The organism is Pareuzebyella sediminis (genome assembly GCF_008367235.1).
In the GTDB taxonomy this organism is placed as follows: Bacteria; Bacteroidota; Bacteroidia; order Flavobacteriales; family Flavobacteriaceae; genus Pareuzebyella; species Pareuzebyella sediminis.
In genome coordinates this window covers 569,734-587,874 of the sequence record NZ_VTZS01000002.1, presented here as the reverse complement: position 1 = coordinate 587,874, position 18,141 = coordinate 569,734, and the positions used below count along the sequence as shown (strand labels likewise).

Sequence of the window (18,141 nt, the reverse complement as noted above, 5' to 3'; positions counted from 1 at the left end):
CCCATGTTCTTGTCCCTGGGCTTACTAGGTATCTGTGTCATCGGATATTTTACGGTGCCCAGTATCGCACATTTTTTCGATGAAGCATGGCGCGTACTGGCAAGTGGAGATCAACAAAAAATTCAAGCATGGGTAAGTGACTTCGGAGCATGGGGCCCACCCGTACTCGTTATTGCCATGGTCGCACAAATGTTTTTGATCATTGTACCCACAATAGCCCTTATGGTCGTTTCCATATTGGCATATGGACCGCTATGGGGAAGCCTAATCATACTTTTGTCCGTGTTCAGCGCCTCCTCTGTAGGCTATTTTATAGGCAGCTTTTTAGGGAAGGGCCGCGTCGAACGTATTATTGGTCAAAAAACGGAAAAAAAGGTTTCTAAATTTCTAGAGGATTATGGTTTTTGGGCGGTCATTATTACACGACTAAACCCTTTTCTCTCCAACGATGCCATAAGTTTCGTTGGAGGGATTTTAAGAATGGGCTACTGGAAGTTCATCGCAGCCACACTTGTGGGTATCGCACCGTTGACCCTTTTTATCGCTATTCTGGGTAAAAGTACCGACAGCTTAAAGACAGGTCTGTTATGGGGCTCAATCGTTTCCTTACTCCTTTTTTTAGGCTACGTTTGGTGGGACAAGAGACGTCAAACGTAACTATACCCATTTTGAACTCTTAATTGGTACTGTCTTTCTTCTTACCTCCAAGAAGACCTCCCAAAATACTCTTGGCTTTCTCCTTGACGACCTCCTCATTGCTCGTTGGGGCGTCCGTAGAGTCCTTTTTTATTTGTATAGTGTCTTTTTTGCCAGCTCCTAAAATACCTCCTAATACTTCTTTTACATCCTCTTTTTCAGTATCCCTTTGCGACGTTGAATCGGTTTCCCGTTTATTTTTGCTCAGCACATCGCCAATAAGGTCTCTTGCCTTTTCTTTTCCCTTATTCAATAGCTTCTGTTTCTGAATTTCTACCAATTGATTTGTTAAGGCCTTAACACCGGATGTCAGATCGGTCGTTACCGAAGGGCTCGAATAATTACCCCCAATATTTGCGACTACCGGAATAGTCAACTCGTTCAGATCATCTTCCCCGATTTCCGTAATCAATTTATTTATTTCACTGCCCAGGTACTTGGCCGGAACTTCAAAAGTGGCCTGATAGTTCAATTTCCTATCAAACGTATGACTTCCGTCTACATTGATGGCAATATCCTTATAGTTCAGGGTAAAGGGCTTGACCTTGACCAGGCCTTCATCGAAAGATAGTTTGGTTTTTAGATCTTTGAGGTTCAAATCCTCTAAATCGATAAAGTCCAGTTTACTATCCAAGGCAGCAAGCAAAGGGGCACTTTCAGTATTTATGTCCCTAGTCATGATATCGGCGATTATATTGCCGCTCAGGGTAAGCAGATCGGGCAAGAGATTATCGGTAAGATTACCTGATAGCACTATGTCGCAGTTCAATTGCCCCCGTAAAATCTGGGCAATGGGCGCCAATACTTCGAACAGCTCGAGCGCCTTAAACGTCTGATCGATTTCCACTTGTTGCATACCAAGCTTCATGGCAAAGGTGGGGATTTCATTTTTTGTGGAAACCTCACCGTTCAAGGCGAGTTTACCATTGAAAATCGAAGAGGTCATATTGGTAAGTCTTGCCGTTTCGTCTTGAATACGAAGGTTTCCCTGAACGTTTTCTAGCGATAAATTGTCGTATAATACGGTAGAAGCGGTAGCATTGATATTCGCGTCTAAAAAAGCTGGAATCTTAATGGCACCCTCGTTCGAGACCGGTTTACCATTTTTGTTGCCCTCATTGTCGTCGGAATTGGTAACCCCTTCCTCAACCATAAAGTCATTTAAAGCGAAGGTATTTGAAACGAGATTGAAGTTTCCCTTTACTTTTTCGTCATTAAACATGAAACCCAATACATTATCGATGGTGCCTGTAGCATTAAAATCGGTACTCCCCGTGCTGCCTTTAAGCTCATTAAGTTGTACGGATTTTTGATCAAAGGTCATAGCAGCAGTCTGCAATTTGACCGGATTAAGAATTTCCGATGACCTGTATTCAAAATCCCTAAGGCTAACTTTTCCGGTCGTTTGGGTATTCTGATATTGCTTTTTCTCAACGGAGGCCATATCAAAACGCGTAGTCACATCGGCAGTCAATATGCCTTTCAGATCGAGCTCGGCTGGCACGGGATAGGCCTGCGAGATATTGGCCAAGTTCATAGTTCCATCAATATGGGCGTTCACTTTGGTATTCCCCATTAATTCCTTGATCTTGGCCGTCATATCGAATCGGTCTTGATCGATCATAAAAGAGAGCCGATCGATATCGACATACGTATCTTCGGCAATACCAGAGGTGTTCCTGATTTTTATATCGATAAACACATTCTCGACGGATTTCGGCAAATCAGGGTATTTGAACGAAGCTTTTTCCGAGCTGATGTCGATATTAAATTTCGGAATATGTGCTTCATCGACTATCCCGTTAAAACTGCCTACCACGGTAAAATTTCCCGTAGTTTGAACCTCTTCCACGTTTTTGGAATATGCTTCGGGCATGACCGCTAAAAAATTCTTGAAATCCGATGAAGGGGTTTTAAAATTTATATCGATTTCTTGATTGGTCTCGTTCACTTTTACAAAACCATCGAATACCAAGGGCAGTTGGTTCACTAACGCCTCATTCTTTAAAAAGGTATATTTATTCTCTTTCAGATCTATACCGATAAGGGCCTCAAGACTTACACGATTTCGGTTTAAATAGTTGGTACTGTCAAAATCAAAGGTGACCAACGCTTCGGTCTTGGTATCCAATTCAGATGTAGTTGCGGACAAATCGCCATTTCCGCGATGCCGAATATCCGAAACCGTCAAAAACACCTTGGCAGCCCTATCTTCGTAGGCCACCTTGGAATCGGTAATTTCATACGATTGAAGGTCAAAACTAAAGCCTTCAGACTCCGGCTCAGTAGTAGCGGAAGCTTCCGACTCTTTTGCGATATCGTAATTGGCTATTTCGTCTTCGTTCACAATAATGTGCAAATTCGCACCTTCGATCTCGAGGTTGCGTATGGCAATCGGGTCACCAGCTCCCTTGAAAAGTTCACCTATACCCATGGTCAATCGTACGTTTTTAGAAGCGAAAAGCGTATCTCCCTCAAAAGGTGCCCTGTTGGTCAAAACCACCCCGTCAAGGCCCAGCTCCGCATTCGGGAAATGGCTGATAAGGCTTAGATCCGCATCGGCAAAGTTCAAAGTAGCATTTACATTAGTATTGACGTTGTTTTTTATCAGATCGCCAATTTTGGCTTCCAGAAAAAAGGGAATGGCTACCAATATGGCTATCACCAGTATCACAACGATTCCTACAATCTTAAGTATTCTCTTCTTCATAATATTAGCATCAGTAATTTCGAACCTTAGGTGAAATTTTCACTTCAGATGTACGTTGAAAACTAGGAAAAAAGCAGGGCTATTCTTGGCTTTTTTATCCGGATTCTTGGCTGTATCGATACAACTCAAAAAAGAAAGGAATATTATATATCAAGGTCGATTTCTTCCCCTATGGCCAACTTAAATCGTTTTCTCATGATATAGACAAAAAAATAAAGAAAGGGCGTATCCATAGCGGCAATAAATACCTTGAAAAGAAATCCGCTTACGACCAAACCGAAAAAAAGGTTCCAAGGCAGTACCTCAAAAACGCATAATAGGCCCACCACGGTAAACGTATCTATAAACTGTGATAGAAAAGTAGAAAAATTGTTGCGCAACCATAGGTATTTGCCCTTGGTCAAATGCTTCCAAAAATGATAAATCGCAATATCGACATACTGAGCGAACAAGTAGGCGATCATTGAGGCCAAAACGGCAATTGGCGATAGCGCAAAAACCTGCGTAAAGGTAGCATCGTTGATCGGAGACGATGCAATAGCCGGGGCGGCCTCCGCGACCAAGATAATCGACATGGAAAATAAGGAAGCAAAAATACCGGCCGTCACGATTTGATTGGCCTTTTTTCGACCATACATTTCAGAAATCAGATCGGTAATCAGAAAGGTAATCGGGTAAGGCAAGATCCCCACGGAAATCTCAAATAGGGAGACCCCAAACACGGTCAAATCCCCAAACGGATTCCAATAGAAAAACTTTTGAAAAATCAGGTTTGAAACAACCAGGGAAGTGATAAAAAGTGCCCCTAAATAGAGATAAATTCGGTAGGCCAGTTTTTTATCTTTTTGGGTCATTTATTGTATGTTAAGGATATAGGGCATTCTGGCCTGTACACCCTCCTGCTCCATCGCTGATTTGATCTGCTTCAGTATGGTATACGTATCTTGCCCGATCTCTTCCTTGATGATTTTTTCACCCGCTTTGGCGCTGGCCCCGCCCATATTCTCGAGTAGACGTTCGAAGCCCGATTTATATTTAGGGAATTTTTTAATGCCATAGGTAGAGAGTCCGGCCATACGGGCGGCCTCTTCAATAGCACTTTCCAAATTGCCAAGTTCGTCTACCAAGCCGATACGCTTGGCATCCACCCCACTCCATACCCGGCCTTGAGCCAGGCTGTCGGCTTCCGATATCGAAATATTGCGTCCTTGGGAAACTCTCTTTAGAAACGTCTCGTAGGTACTCTCGATACCTTCTTGAACCAGGTTTCTAAAATCATCGGACATGGGTTCGAAAAAGGAATATTCTATCGAATTTTTGTTGGTGCCGACCTGCTCTGCATTAATGCCTAAATTATCGGCCAAATCCGCCATATTGGGTACGGTTCCGAAGACTCCTATAGAACCGGTTATGGTAGTAGGTTCGGCATAAATCTTATCGGCCCCCACGGCGATATAATAGCCTCCAGAAGCGGCCACGTTGCCCATAGATACAACAACAGGCTTAACGGCCTTTGTAATTTCGATTTCCCGCCATATAATATCGGAGGTCAATGCGCTACCGCCAGGGGAATTTACACGCAAGACTATAGCTTTCACATCATCATCTTCCCGGGCCCTGATAAGCGCTTTGGTTATAATGCCCTGGCCAATGATATCGGGACCGCCTTCACCGTAAAATATTTCACCTTGTGCGAAGACCACACCGATCTTATCCTTTCCTTTTTTAGTTACTTTTTTGTTGGAACGAAATACATAATCTTCGAGATAGACGATATTCAATTCATCATCAGTACCAATACCAAGGGCATTTCTGAGCTTCTTTTCATATTCATCATAAAAAATCACATCATCTATCAGTCCTGATGCCTTGGCGTATTCCGGAGTTCTCCCCCCCAAGGTATCGGCAATAGTGTTTAGGTTATCGGGGGCTATGTGCCTACCTTCCGAAATATCCTCGACCATAGAATTCCATAGCGAAGTGATCAAGGTCTTGATCTGTGTTCTATTGGCCTCGCTCATTTCATTGGCTATAAAAGGTTCAACGGCACTTTTATATTTACCATGTCGAATGACTTCCATCTTGACCCCTGTCTTCTCCTGAAAATCCTTAAAAAAAAGTACTTCCGAAGAAAGACCCCTAAAATCAAGTGTACCAACGGGGTTCAGGAAAACGGAATCGGCCACGCTTGCCAGGTAATAATCCTTCTGCATGTAAAAATCACCATACGTATATATGAACTTTCCACTTTCCTTAAAATCCTGTAATGCCTTACGAATCGCCTGGGTCTGTGCCAGACCTGCCATGATAAAGTTGTTGTCTATACTAATACCGTTAACATCATCATCTGTCTTGGCCACCGATATCGCATGAATTATCTCGTCAAGACCTTGGGCCTGTTCGAAAAAGGCACCGGTAAAAGGATCCATGGTATTATCACCGACATAATCGTTTATTGGCCGTTGAAGCTGTAGTTTCAACACAGAATTCTTCTTAACAACCACCACATTTTCGGTACTGCCGATAAGGCCTATAAAGATCACGAACATGATACACATAATACCAAAAGCAACCATACACCCCAAAATAGCCGCCAGAAAATTTCTTAAAAAATTCATTAAAACCGATTTATAAAGTTGGTGCCTTGTCTTCTAGGAAAACATTGTTCGTTACACCTTATTTTTTTCACGCGGAGGCACCCACCATGTAGCGTTTAAACCAAATAAAAAAATACGAAGGCGTTTTTCAATGAAAAACCGAGTTTGTATTTTTGAGCAAAGATAACCAATGTCGAATTCTTTTACGTATTTTGTTTAAGAGGCAAATCAAAACCTTTTGCGACCACTTTTTATATGCCAATTGTCACCCGTAGTATCCTTTATTTTTTAAAAGCTCCCTGTCGTTGTAGCATCATCGATAGTCATTGGATGCAAACGGGTATCATAGAAGCACGGACTACCCTGAATTTATCTTAGCCAAAATGGAAGGAAAAACGGCGTATCTATCTTTAGGAAGCAATTTGGGAGACCCCTTGAACAATCTGCAAGAGGCCCTTTTTGCACTTCAAAAGACAGCGGGCGATATTCAGCGTATTTCGGCGGTCTACAAGACAGAGGCCTGGGGCTTTGAGTCCGATGATTTTATGAATATTTGTATTGCGCTCGAAACGGATTTAAGACCCCAAAAGCTTTTGGAGCAGGTTTTGAAGATCGAAAAGGAGTTAGGTCGTGTGCGATTTGAAGAGGAGGGATATCAACCGAGATGTATAGATATAGACCTGCTTTATTACGGGCAGGAAACCTTTGTTTCCGACCATCTGGTCATCCCGCATCCGGAACTACCCTATCGAAAATTTGTCTTGCGACCATTGGCGGACATCGCCCCCCAGTACTACCACCCGGTGTTGAACAAAGACACCCGAAATCTTTTGCAAGAATGTAGGGACAAGGGAAAGCTTGAAAAAACTGGCTTTCGCCTCTACAAAAACAAGGAAGATTTATTTACGCAAACCAATTTTATCGCTATCGAGGGGAACATAGGTGCGGGAAAAACCACCTTGGCCCATAAAATGGCCGAACACTACAACGCCAAATTGGTATTGGAGCGATTTGCCGACAACCCTTTTCTACCCAAGTTCTACGAAGATCAATCCCGATATGCCTTCCCATTGGAAATGTCCTTTTTGGCCGATCGGTATCAGCAGTTTACGGACGATACTTCTCAATATGACCTTTTCAAAAACTTTATGGTCAGTGATTACGACATCTATAAATCGTTGATTTTCGCACGCATTACCCTGCAGCAAGAAGAGTTCAAGCTTTATCGTAAGTTGTTCGACCTCATGTACAAGGAAGTAAAAAAGCCCAAAATATACGTGTATCTCTATCAGACCACCGAACGTTTGCTGGCAAATATTAAAAAAAGGGGGCGGGATTATGAGCAGAATATCGCACCCGAATATCTTGAAAAAATCAACAAGGGGTATTTTGAATTCTTAAGGGGATATCCTGAGCAGAACAAGCTGGTCATCGAACTTGGTGAGCTTGATTTCGTCGAACGACAAGACGACTACGAAGCCATCATCGACCAAATCGTAAAATTTGCCGTACACCTTCCCTTTAAATAATCTAAAGCACCTTTGTTCCGGGTCTTGACGAAAAATTTTGGCGAGTGCCCTAAATGCTGCCCTCTCGATCGGAGCTCTTGAAAACGATTATGAAAGAACTTTTGGGCAAATGATGCCTACTCTTGAACATGGTCGGGCATATTTTTTAGGTCAACCTCTTCAATTTTGACCAGAAGTCCCAAACCACGACCCCAACGCTTACCGCAATATTGAGGGAATGCTTGGTACCGGACTGGGGAATTTCGATGACTTTGTCGCATACGTCGACCACTTCTTGAGACACTCCTTTGACCTCATTGCCGAAAATAAGCGCATATTTCGCTGAGGAAGCGGCCTTAAAATCATTAAGCATGACAGCCCTCTCGGCCTGCTCGACGGCCATGGCCCGATAGCCTTGATCTTTAAGACGATTGACGATTTCAAGGCTACTGCCATGGTACTCCCAAGCGACGCTTTCGGTCGCTCCAAGGGCAGTTTTTCGAATATCCTTGTGGGGCGGGGTAGCCGTGATACCGCAGAGGTAAATTTTTTCAATCAAAAATGCATCCGCCGTGCGAAAAACCGAGCCAATATTATTGAGGCTCCTTATATTGTCAAGTACGAGAACGAGGGGCGTTTTGTCGGCCTTTTTAAAAGCCGCCACATCCAATCGCCCAAGTTCTTCATTCTTCAGTTTTCTCATATAGGAATCACTGATTATTCGGTTATTGACGCCCCAATTAACAATTCGGGGCGTATCCATGCCCTCTTTGAAAGGCTACCGCTACCGTATGCCATGATCTTCTCGACGCTTGGTGCCACAAGGGGTGTTGTACTGTTGAGAGGCCTCGTAAAACTTATCCCAAAATATCAACAATCATTTATGCTCCCAAGAGAAAATAGTACATTCGTTTTACGACATGTCGGTGCAAAAATAAACCATTCAAATCGCTTTGGGAAAAAAGAATAAAACAAAGAAGGTCACCCCTTTAATGCAACAATACAATACCATCAAGACGAAGTATCCTGATGCGCTATTGCTTTTTCGTGTGGGCGACTTCTATGAAACTTTTGGGGAAGATGCCGTAAAAGCCTCCAAGATATTGGGCATTATCCTGACCCACCGAAATAATGGTGGCGACCGAACCGAGTTGGCGGGTTTTCCGCACCATTCGCTGAATACCTACCTTCCCAAATTGGTGAAGGCCGGGCAGCGCGTGGCCATCTGTGACCAGTTGGAAGACCCTAAAATGACCAAGACCATCGTGAAGCGGGGCGTTACCGAGCTCGTTACGCCCGGGGTGGCCATGAACGACGATATATTGCATGCCAAAGCGAATAATTTTTTGTGCGCCGTACATTTTGGCCGTAGCCTTCTGGGTATTTCGTTCGTCGATATTTCCACCGGCGAGTTTTTGGTTTCGGAAGGTACCGATGAACAGATCGATAAGCTTTTGCAAAATTTCGCCCCTAACGAAGTACTGGTGTCCAAAACCCATAGAAAAGAGTTTCAAGAGCTTTTCGGCAACCAGTTCCATACGTTTTTCATGGAAGATTGGGTCTTTCAAGACGATTATGCCCGTGAAACCCTTACAGATCACTTTAAGACCAATACCCTAAAAGGTTTTGGCGTAGACCATCTGTCTCATGGTATCGTGGCGTCCGGGGTGGTGTTACATTATCTTTCGGAAACCCAACATCGACGCCTTCAGCACATCAACACCCTCAAACGTATAGCCGAGGAAGAATATGTCTGGATGGATCGGTTTACCATCAGAAACCTCGAACTCTACCATTCGAACCACCAAAATGCGGTTACCCTCATAGACATTATCGACAAAACGCTCTCCCCCATGGGCGGGCGCATGCTAAAGCGATGGTTGGCATTGCCCTTAAAAAACGTGGAGAAAATAAGGCGCCGCCATCAAGTCGTATCCTATTTATACGAAAACGACCCCCTTCTAAAGAAGATACAGCACCATATCAAGCAAATGGGCGATCTCGAACGCTTGATATCGAAGGTAGCCACCGGAAAGATCAATCCGAAGGAAGTCGTACAGCTCAAAAATTCCCTCGAGGCCCTGCTCCCTATCAAGCAATTGATTTCAGATTGCCCCAACGAGGCCTTGCGGGCCATTGCCGATCGATTGCACTCCTGTGATGAACTTCGGGCCAAAATCAAAGAAATGATCTGCGAGGAGGCCCCTGTAAATATCTTGAAGGGCAAGACCATTGCCGATGGCTATTCCGAAGAGCTCGACGACCTTCGCAACATCGCCTTTTCAGGAAAGGACTACCTCAACCAAATGCTCGAACGCGAAACCGAACGCACCGGCATCACCTCTTTAAAAATAGCCTCGAACAATGTTTTCGGGTATTATATCGAGGTACGCAATACCCATAAAGACAAGGTGCCCGAAGAGTGGGTCCGTAAGCAGACCTTGGTGAGCGCCGAACGGTACATTACCCAGGAACTCAAAGAATACGAGGCCAAGATATTGGGTGCGGAAGAGCGTATTCTTACCCTTGAGCAGCAACTTTTTTCCCAGTTGATCGTATGGATGCAAGAGTACATTTCTCCCGTACAAAACAACGCCCAACAGATTGCACAACTCGACAGTCTCTGCGGGTTTAGCCAGTTGGCCAGGGAGAACCGCTATACCCAACCAATAATCAATGATTCCACCGAAATTAATATTAAAGACGGGCGCCATCCGGTCATTGAAAAGCAACTGCCCCTAGGGGAGGAATATATTGCCAATGATGTTCTCCTCAACCGTGAAGAGCAACAGATCATTATGATTACGGGGCCGAACATGAGCGGTAAGTCCGCTATTTTGCGGCAGACCGCCTTGGTCGTCCTGATGGCCCAAATGGGGAGTTTTGTTCCTGCGAGCTCTGCCCAGATCGGGGTGGTCGATAAAATTTTTACTAGAGTGGGCGCCAGTGACAATATCTCAATGGGCGAATCTACTTTTATGGTCGAGATGAACGAAACTGCCTCTATTTTGAACAATCTTTCAGAGCGAAGTCTGGTCTTGCTCGACGAAATAGGTCGCGGAACGAGTACCTATGACGGTATTTCGATCGCCTGGGCGATTTCCGAGTACCTACATGAACATCCGGCCCGTGCCAAGACGCTTTTTGCCACGCATTACCATGAACTTAATGAAATGAGCGTCACTTTCGAACGTATTAAAAACTACAACGTTTCGGTCAAGGAATTAAAAGACAATGTGCTCTTTTTGAGAAAACTGACCCCGGGCGGCAGTGAACACAGTTTTGGTATCCATGTGGCGAAAATGGCCGGCATGCCACAGCAGGTGATTCACAAGGCGAACAAAATTCTAAAAAAACTCGAACAATCCCATTCCAGCGAAGAACTGACCGAGAAATTACAATCGGCCCAGAACGATATGCAACTGAGCTTCTTTCACCTTGACGACCCCTTGCTCGAGGAAATCAAGGAAGAAATCATACACTTAGACATCAACACGCTCACCCCAGTAGAAGCCTTGATGAAATTGAACGAAATCAAAAGGTTGCTGACCAAAAATAAAAAAGCGACTTCGTAAGACTATCGGTGCCTTTACTTTATAAACTAAGGAAATGTTTTTCGATTAATTTTTCTTTGTCTTTTATAGAATTGTATTAAATTTGCTCCCGCTATCGATCTATCGATAGCACGTTCTTTAACATGCGAAAATAGCTCAGTTGGTAGAGCGCCACCTTGCCAAGGTGGAGGTCGCGGGTTCGAATCCCGTTTTTCGCTCCATTTGCAAAACAGACCGTTTGGCGTAGCATCAAGTTGTAGCTTCGCGGTTATCCCCTAAAGGGGGATGTATTGCACAATTTCGACTCCGCTCAGTCATCTCGGGTGGAGTTTTTTATTCGTATCAAGTTCAAGTGGCTCGAGTGGTGGAATTGGTAGACACGTTGGACTTAAAATCCAATGGCCATTATGGCCGTGCGGGTTCAAGTCCCGCCTCGAGTACGAATAAGAGGAAAAGCCGGAGCATAAGCTCTGGCTTTTTTGGTTTTAGGGCCGGACCGAGCTTGCCCGAGGTGAAGACTTACCCCTTTTGAAGGCTTCCCTGTTTTTCGGACCCAACAAAAATCAAAACTCAAACATCAAAACAGCTACTCCGTAACCGCCACAATCACCCGTTCGTACCGAGTCAAGCGAGGTCTACCGTCGTCATTATTATTAATTTGCTCCCGTATCGCCTACTGTATAAAGATTCTGTAAACGCAATCCCTTGAAATACCGAGTTGACCGATTTGCTGCACATCGGATGCTGTCAAGTCTACTCCTTTTAATCGATCAGCTTTCTATTTCCAATCCTCCGGATCGAATATGGTCGCGGCAATATATCGATAAGGCTCGGCATCTTCAACAAGCGAATGGTTCCAATAGTAGACCATCACCAATTTTCCGTCAGCACGCTGGGTAATTCTTGGATATCCCGCATCCCTACTGGCACCATCGCCACTTCGCAAGGTAATTTCATCGCCCCAGGTTTCCCCGTCATCATCACTGAACCTGACGTGTAGCCTTGAGCCATATTCACTGCGATGGATATATCCCAAGGCCAACCTACCATCTTTTAATAGGGTCAGGGCCGGAGGGGATCCTCCCGTACCCGTATCGGGGGCAGGATTTTGTAACCTTTCCCAAGTTTGACCGTTATCCATAGACCTATAACTACTGATCAGGTTCTGTCCGCCTTCGGTACGGGTTCGAATGGTGGTGAGCAATTCCGATTCCGAGAGGCGAAGCGACGAAGGCATAATATCGAACCCGCCGTGTTCAGGGGTAACGTAGGCCACTAGTTGCCAGGTCAGTCCACCATCCTTTGTTCTAGCAAGGGCCACCCGCCCTTCCTTTTTATTCGATTTGGCCACCGTTACAAAAACGCTTAAGGCCTTCTCCCCATCGACCACATAATCGGTACGGTTCGCGATACCCGGCGTCCCCATATCCGGAAACACGTAAGGCCCCTGCCAACTCATACCCTTATCCGTAGAATAGTAAAAATGCGAGGGACCATAGTCATTGTCGTGCCTTAAAAAAGTGAGTAGAAAATCGGGGTCGGTAGCGTCTTCAATGGGTTTTTTCAATACCGTGGGGACCACGGCTTTGGTTGCCGGAATATGGTTATCGTAACCAGCTGCCTTCTGCCCTAGTTCATAGGCATCGGTCACTTTCCAGTGGACACCCCCATCGAAACTTCGGGCATATCTATTTCTTGCGGTAGGCACATTATAAGTGTGTAATCCTGCATTTGTTTCGTTATAGTCGGCGGCTACAAATCCGACCAAAATTTCATCTCCCCAAGACCAAATGCCGTGATTGGCCGGCCACCCTCCATATTTTTCAGCCTCTGAAAAAACAATCTGGTGCTGAATTTGCCTTCCGTCGGTTTGAGCAAACCCTTTCGTACTATAGATAACCACCATCAACACTATAAAATAGAAGTATCGTTGCGGGCTACGATTGCATGTAATCTTCGAACGGTGCATCATAAAATATTTTAAATAAGATTTTCACTAGCCGTGACGGCCATTTTCGTACCGAAAAATGACGACGTGGGATTAGATTTCACAATTACAGCTTAAAACTAAAACCTTCCTCTACTTTCGACCTATATTTTTCTTCGTCAAACTGAAAGAGATAGGCCCCCTTGCGCGACATGCTCATATCTTTTTCGTCCAACTTTACAAGGATATCCAACGAATTGAATTTATTGATAAAATTCCGTTTGTCGAGTTTTTTGTCCAAAATGGCTTCGTATAATTTCTGAAGTTGGCGCATCGTAAATTTTTCAGGAAGCAACTCGAAGCCAATCGGCTTCCCCAATGCCCTACGCTGTAATCTGGCTATGGCACGTTCGACCATTCTATGGTGATCGAAGATCAGTTTAGGTGCATTCTTTAAACTAAACCATTGGGCGGAATCGATTCGTATAAGGTCATCGTCATGGGAGGCGATGTCGATCAATGCATAATAGGCCACTGAAATGGTACGTTCGGCAGGGTCTCTATCAACCTTACTAAAAGCATACAGTTGCTCCATATAAATATTGTTCAGCCCTGTGAGGTGATGGAGAATACGAATGGCCGCTTCGTCCAGGTTTTCTTCCTTTTTTAAGAACCCCCCTATTAAGGACCACTTTCCCTTTTCGGGCTCAAAGTTTCTTTTGATCAGTAAAATTTTGAGTTCCTCCTTGTCAAATCCAAAAATGATACAATCGACGGCCAATAAGACCTTGTCCTCATTTTTATAGTTGTTCAGTGTCATGCAGAAAAATATAGAACGGGCAATTTATGAACTTCTTGACGATTATTTACAAATGATTTGAGGTATTCATAAATACAGAAGGCAAAATGCATGAATAAACCAATATTTATAAGTTTAATGCTTTCTTATGTCAAAAATCTTTCCGTATTTAGAGGTGTTGAAACTACACTTGTTTGACGTTCAACCATTAACTATACTAATTTGAGTTAGTTTTGAAGACCGCAGTTAAAACTGCGGTCTTACACTAAAACCCACTACGATGAAAAAAAACACCTTAGTCCCTTTCTTTTCCCTCATTCTATTCGTATCGTACACCCCTTTTTTCGCCCAACAGCAGATAACGGATATTACCGTAGTAGAAGATAGTGAGGCCCCGATAATCAATAAGCATATCTATGGCCATTTCGCCGAACATCTGGGTCGTTGCATTTACGGGGGGTTCTATGTAGGGGAAGAGAGTGTCATTCCCAATACGGACGGCGTGAGAAATGATATCATCGCGGCCCTAAAAGATTTAAACATTCCCAATCTTCGTTGGCCGGGCGGATGTTTTGCAGATACGTATCATTGGAAAGATGGTATTGGCCCCCTGAACGAACGTCCTGAAATTGTAAACACTTGGTGGGGCGGGGTTACGGAAGACAATAGTTTTGGCACCCATAATTTTTTAAACCTGTGCGAAGTCTTGGAAGCCGAACCCTATCTCTCGGGAAATGTAGGTAGCGGCACGGTACAAGAATTGGCCGACTGGGTGCAATACACGAATTTTAAGGGTACTAGCCCAATGTCGGACCTTAGACGGGAGAATGGCCGTGACGAACCGTGGAGTGTGAAATATTGGGGCATTGGTAACGAAGCCTGGGGATGTGGCGGTAATATGCGGGCCGAATATTATGCTGATATTTATCGAAAATACGCCACTTTTATGTCCGACGCCGATATGGAAGGCGGAATTTATAAGATTGCCTCAGGAGCAAGTAATGACGACTACGAATGGACGGAAACCTTAATGAAAAATATTCCCCGAAGTATGCTTCAAGGAGTGGCCCTGCACCATTATTCCGTTATCGATTGGGGAGCTAAAGGGTCGGATACCGAATTTACAGAGGACCTCTATTTTAAGACCATGCAGGAATCGTGGCTCATGAACGAACTTATTGAGAAGCATACGGCCATTATGGACAAATTTGATCCGGAAGGAAAGGTAGACCTTATCGTTGATGAATGGGGCGGCTGGTACGACGTTCAAGAAGGCACCAATCCCAGTTTTCTATATCAACAGAACACCATGCGCGATGCCATGATTGCCGGCATGACCCTGAATATTTTCAATAATCATGCAAAACGTGTAAAAATGGCCAATTTGGCCCAAACCGTGAATGTACTTCAAGCTGTGATTCTCACGGAAGAGAAAGGTCAAAAAATGATATTGACGCCTACCTACCATGTAATGCACATGTACAAGGTACATCAAGATGCTAAACTTATTCCGCTGTCCTTTACCTCCCCAGAATATACTTTTGAAGGTAGTTCCTTACCTGCCATATCCGTTTCCGCTTCGATAAACGATGATGAAGTGGTGCATATTTCTATCACCAATATTGATCCTAAAAAAACGAACACCTTAACTTTAGATGCTACATCACTGCATATTAAAAAAATAGAGGCCACGGTTTTAAAATCGGAAAAATTACAAGACCACAACACTTTTGACAATCCCGATAAAATAAAGCCAACGGAGTTTAAAAATTTTCAATTGAAAAAAGGGAAATTGGAAATCGATATCCCCCCTTTTTCTGTTGTAGTTTTGAAAGGAAGTCATTAGGTGGAACCTATAAAACATTAGCCCATACGATTCATTCATGTTTTACCTATTTCAGTACAACCAAACACGACCCGCTAGTGTAAGTGCATTAAATTCACGTTTACAATGAAAAATTACGTAATTGGCCTAGATTATGGTACCGATTCGGTGCGGGCGGTATTGATCGACACCGCCAACGGACAAGAAATCGCTTCGGAAGTCCACTGGTATAAAAGATGGATGGAAAATAAGTATTGCGATGCCTCGATCAATCAGTTCAGACAGCACCCCTTAGATCATATGGAAGGTCTGGAACATACCGTGAAAACGGTCATGCAACAAAGTAAAGTAAACCCTGAGGATGTAAAGGGTATATGTATAGATACTACCGGATCTTCACCTGTACCCATATCGAAAGACGGGACTCCCCTTGCTTTGGTTGAAGGGTTTTCAGAGAACCCAAACGCCATGATGGTCTTGTGGAAAGATCATACCGCCATACGGGAGGCGGAACTCATCAATGAATTAGGGGCTACATGGGGCGGCGAAAACTTTACCAAGTACGTGGGGGGCATCTATTCTTCCGAATGGTTTTGGGCGAAAATCGCCCATGTCATCGCGGAAGATGAGGAGGTTAGAAACAGCGCATATACTTGGATGGAGCACTGTGACCTAATGACCTATCTTTTGGTACAGGATAAAGACCTAAAGTCATTTAAAAGGAGTAGATGTGCGGCCGGTCATAAGGCAATGTGGCATGAAAGCTGGGGAGGGCTTCCACCAAAGGAATTTTTAGGCAAACTACATCCTTATCTGGCTGATTTACGGGATAATCTTTACGAAAAAACCTATACATCCGATGAGGTCGCCGGTACATTGAGTGAAGAATGGGCCACGAAGCTCGGCCTTACGACCGACACGGTCGTCGCAGTAGGCACTTTTGATGCGCATTCTGGTGCTGTCGGTGCCAAAATCGATCAGCATGCCCTTGTGCGTGTTATGGGCACCTCTACCTGCGACATTATGGTAGCTACGGATAAGGAAATCGCCGGAAACACCATCAAGGGGATATGTGGTCAAGTCAACGGTTCGGTAATACCCGGTTTTGTTGGTTTGGAGGCCGGACAATCGGCATTCGGCGACGTATTGGCCTGGTTCAAGGATGTACTAGCATGGCCTATCGACAACTTGGTCATGACTTCGGGCATACTTACTGATGAACAAAAAGATAAGCTACAAAATGAAATCGATTCCAATTTTATAAAACTACTTTCCGACCAAGCCGAAAAAGTTCCCCTTTCGGAAAGCATCCCCACCGCTTTAGATTGGATTAACGGAAGAAGAACGCCCGATGCCGATCAAAATCTGAAGAGTGCCATTTCCAACCTCTCCTTGGGTACCAAGGCGCCCCATATTTTTAAAGCCTTGATACATGCTATTTGTTTTGGATCAAAAAAAATAGCGGAACGCTTTCAGGACGAGGGCGTACAAATAGATTCCGTTATCGGTATCGGTGGCGTGGCCAGAAAGTCTCCTTATATCATGCAAACCTTGGCCAATGTGATGAATATGCCCATTAAGGTCGCGGCCTCAGATCAGGCACCGGCCCTAGGTGCCGCAATATACGCAGCGGTAGCGTCAGGACTTTATTCCAATGTGGTAGAGGCCAGTTCGCATATGGGAAGTGAATTCGAAGCGGAGTACCATCCTCAGAAAGAAACAGTAGACACCTATCGGCAATTGATGGATTCCTACAATGAATTAGGAGCGTTTATAGAAAACTCGATAAAAAACAAACAGAAAGAATGAGTTCCAAGTACAAGGCATTAAAACAAGAATGCTACGAAGCCAACATGCAGCTGAACGCTTTGGGCCTGGTTATCTATACCTTTGGCAATGTGAGTGCCGTACATCGAGAAGATGGGGTTTTCGCTATTAAACCAAGTGGGGTGCCCTACGAAGAGCTGCGACCCGACGATATCGTCATCATAGACTACGACAACAACATCATTGAGGGCAGCATGCGCCCTTCTTCGGATACGAAAACCCACGCCTATCTCTATAAGAACTGGAAAAATATCGGAGGTATTGCCCATACCCATGCCATGTACTCCGTAGCTTGGGCGCAGGCGCAACGTGACATCCCCATTTTCGGCACCACCCATGCCGACCACTTAACGGCCGATATCCCTTGTGCACCTCCCATGCGCGATGACCTCATAGAAGGAAATTACGAACACAACACCGGAATTCAGATTTTAGATTGTTTTGAGGAAAAAAAACTTTCAAATTCGGAAGTCGAAATGGTCTTGATCGGAAATCATGGCCCTTTTGCATGGGGCAAAAGTGCCGCCAAAGCCGTCTACAATAGTAAAGTATTGGAAACCGTCGCACAAATGGCTTATCTGACCCTGCAAATCAATCCGGAAGCACCTAGATTAAAGGATGCCCTGATAAAGAAACACTATGAACGTAAACATGGCAAAAACGCCTATTACGGTCAATAATATATGTAAGAACGAATT

12 protein-coding genes and 2 tRNA genes are annotated in these 18,141 nt (G+C 44.3%); 8 read left to right on the top strand and 6 right to left on the bottom strand.

Translation table 11 applies throughout. The features are described 5' to 3' along the window. Positions 1 to 3: 3 nt before the first annotated feature. Positions 4 to 657, top strand: a complete 654-nt coding sequence (locus F2B13_RS09100) for a TVP38/TMEM64 family protein (protein ID WP_149304039.1) — start codon at positions 4 to 6, stop codon at positions 655 to 657. Between the two features lie 19 nt (positions 658 to 676). Here the strand turns inward: F2B13_RS09100 and F2B13_RS09095 are convergent, their stop codons facing one another. The 3 genes from F2B13_RS09095 to sppA form a co-directional block, all read right to left on the bottom strand. Beyond that, positions 677 to 3,406, bottom strand: coding sequence for an AsmA-like C-terminal region-containing protein (locus F2B13_RS09095; protein ID WP_149304038.1), 2,730 nt, complete (start codon positions 3,404 to 3,406; stop codon positions 677 to 679). 143 nt (positions 3,407 to 3,549) lie between these two features. Beyond that, positions 3,550 to 4,260: a queuosine precursor transporter gene (locus F2B13_RS09090; protein WP_149274772.1), complete on the bottom strand. Its 711-nt coding sequence runs from the start codon at positions 4,258 to 4,260 to the stop codon at positions 3,550 to 3,552. Next, positions 4,261 to 6,024, bottom strand: coding sequence for a signal peptide peptidase SppA (gene sppA / locus F2B13_RS09085; RefSeq protein ID WP_149274771.1), 1,764 nt, complete (start codon positions 6,022 to 6,024; stop codon positions 4,261 to 4,263). A gap of 362 nt (positions 6,025 to 6,386) precedes the next feature. Here sppA and folK point away from each other — a divergent pair, with 362 nt between their 5' ends. After that, positions 6,387 to 7,532 carry a 2-amino-4-hydroxy-6-hydroxymethyldihydropteridine diphosphokinase gene (gene folK, locus F2B13_RS09080; protein WP_149304037.1) on the top strand — a complete coding sequence of 382 codons (1,146 nt, stop codon included), beginning with the start codon at positions 6,387 to 6,389 and terminating at the stop codon, positions 7,530 to 7,532. A gap of 145 nt (positions 7,533 to 7,677) precedes the next feature. Here the strand turns inward: folK and F2B13_RS09075 are convergent, their stop codons facing one another. Beyond that, positions 7,678 to 8,214: an RNA methyltransferase gene (locus F2B13_RS09075; RefSeq protein WP_149274769.1), complete on the bottom strand. Its 537-nt coding sequence runs from the start codon at positions 8,212 to 8,214 to the stop codon at positions 7,678 to 7,680. Between the two features lie 289 nt (positions 8,215 to 8,503). Between F2B13_RS09075 and mutS the strand changes: the two genes are divergently transcribed. From mutS to F2B13_RS09060, 3 genes are all read left to right on the top strand, one after another. Continuing rightward, the gene (gene mutS / locus F2B13_RS09070) at positions 8,504 to 11,086 is read left to right on the top strand and encodes a DNA mismatch repair protein MutS (RefSeq protein WP_149275442.1); all 2,583 of its coding nucleotides are present in this window, start codon (positions 8,504 to 8,506) and stop codon (positions 11,084 to 11,086) included. A 124-nt stretch (positions 11,087 to 11,210) separates the two neighbouring features. Next, positions 11,211 to 11,286: transfer RNA gene (locus F2B13_RS09065), tRNA-Gly, on the top strand. Positions 11,287 to 11,420: 134 nt separating this feature from the next. Further along, positions 11,421 to 11,505, top strand: a tRNA-Leu gene (locus tag F2B13_RS09060). 338 nt (positions 11,506 to 11,843) lie between these two features. Here the strand turns inward: F2B13_RS09060 and F2B13_RS09055 are convergent. Next, positions 11,844 to 13,037, bottom strand: a complete 1,194-nt coding sequence (locus tag F2B13_RS09055) for a sialidase family protein (protein WP_149274768.1) — start codon at positions 13,035 to 13,037, stop codon at positions 11,844 to 11,846. 82 nt (positions 13,038 to 13,119) lie between these two features. Next, positions 13,120 to 13,812 carry an NUDIX hydrolase gene (locus tag F2B13_RS09050; protein WP_149274767.1) on the bottom strand — a complete coding sequence of 231 codons (693 nt, stop codon included), beginning with the start codon at positions 13,810 to 13,812 and terminating at the stop codon, positions 13,120 to 13,122. 259 nt (positions 13,813 to 14,071) lie between these two features. On the opposite strand from F2B13_RS09050, the gene F2B13_RS09045 reads away from it, so the two are divergent. The 3 genes from F2B13_RS09045 (at position 14,072) to F2B13_RS09035 (ending at position 18,123) form a co-directional block, all read left to right on the top strand. Further along, positions 14,072 to 15,637 carry an alpha-N-arabinofuranosidase gene (locus F2B13_RS09045; RefSeq protein ID WP_149304036.1) on the top strand — a complete coding sequence of 522 codons (1,566 nt, stop codon included), beginning with the start codon at positions 14,072 to 14,074 and terminating at the stop codon, positions 15,635 to 15,637. A 105-nt stretch (positions 15,638 to 15,742) separates the two neighbouring features. Then, positions 15,743 to 17,425, top strand: coding sequence for a ribulokinase (locus tag F2B13_RS09040; RefSeq protein ID WP_149274765.1), 1,683 nt, complete (start codon positions 15,743 to 15,745; stop codon positions 17,423 to 17,425). Then, the gene (locus tag F2B13_RS09035; protein WP_149274764.1) at positions 17,422 to 18,123 is read left to right on the top strand and encodes an L-ribulose-5-phosphate 4-epimerase; all 702 of its coding nucleotides are present in this window, start codon (positions 17,422 to 17,424) and stop codon (positions 18,121 to 18,123) included. The genes F2B13_RS09040 and F2B13_RS09035 overlap by 4 nt, the downstream gene beginning before the upstream one ends. Positions 18,124 to 18,141 lie beyond the last annotated feature (18 nt).

Excerpts from the sequence above, each read along its gene's own strand:
- F2B13_RS09045 (WP_149304036.1), top strand. The coding sequence starts at position 14,072 with ATGAAAAAAAACACCTTAGTCCCTTTCTTTTCCCTCATTCTATTCGTA.
- mutS (WP_149275442.1), top strand. The coding sequence starts at position 8,504 with ATGCAACAATACAATACCATCAAGACGAAGTATCCTGATGCGCTATTG.
- F2B13_RS09035 (WP_149274764.1), top strand. The coding sequence starts at position 17,422 with ATGAGTTCCAAGTACAAGGCATTAAAACAAGAATGCTACGAAGCCAAC.
- F2B13_RS09040 (WP_149274765.1), top strand. The coding sequence starts at position 15,743 with ATGAAAAATTACGTAATTGGCCTAGATTATGGTACCGATTCGGTGCGG.
- F2B13_RS09095 (WP_149304038.1), bottom strand. The coding sequence starts at position 3,406 with ATGAAGAAGAGAATACTTAAGATTGTAGGAATCGTTGTGATACTGGTG.
- folK (WP_149304037.1), top strand. The coding sequence starts at position 6,387 with ATGGAAGGAAAAACGGCGTATCTATCTTTAGGAAGCAATTTGGGAGAC.
- F2B13_RS09100 (WP_149304039.1), top strand. The coding sequence starts at position 4 with ATGTTCTTGTCCCTGGGCTTACTAGGTATCTGTGTCATCGGATATTTT.
- F2B13_RS09055 (WP_149274768.1), bottom strand. The coding sequence starts at position 13,037 with ATGATGCACCGTTCGAAGATTACATGCAATCGTAGCCCGCAACGATAC.
- F2B13_RS09050 (WP_149274767.1), bottom strand. The coding sequence starts at position 13,812 with ATGACACTGAACAACTATAAAAATGAGGACAAGGTCTTATTGGCCGTC.
- sppA (WP_149274771.1), bottom strand. The coding sequence starts at position 6,024 with ATGAATTTTTTAAGAAATTTTCTGGCGGCTATTTTGGGGTGTATGGTT.
- F2B13_RS09090 (WP_149274772.1), bottom strand. The coding sequence starts at position 4,260 with ATGACCCAAAAAGATAAAAAACTGGCCTACCGAATTTATCTCTATTTA.
- F2B13_RS09075 (WP_149274769.1), bottom strand. The coding sequence starts at position 8,214 with ATGAGAAAACTGAAGAATGAAGAACTTGGGCGATTGGATGTGGCGGCT.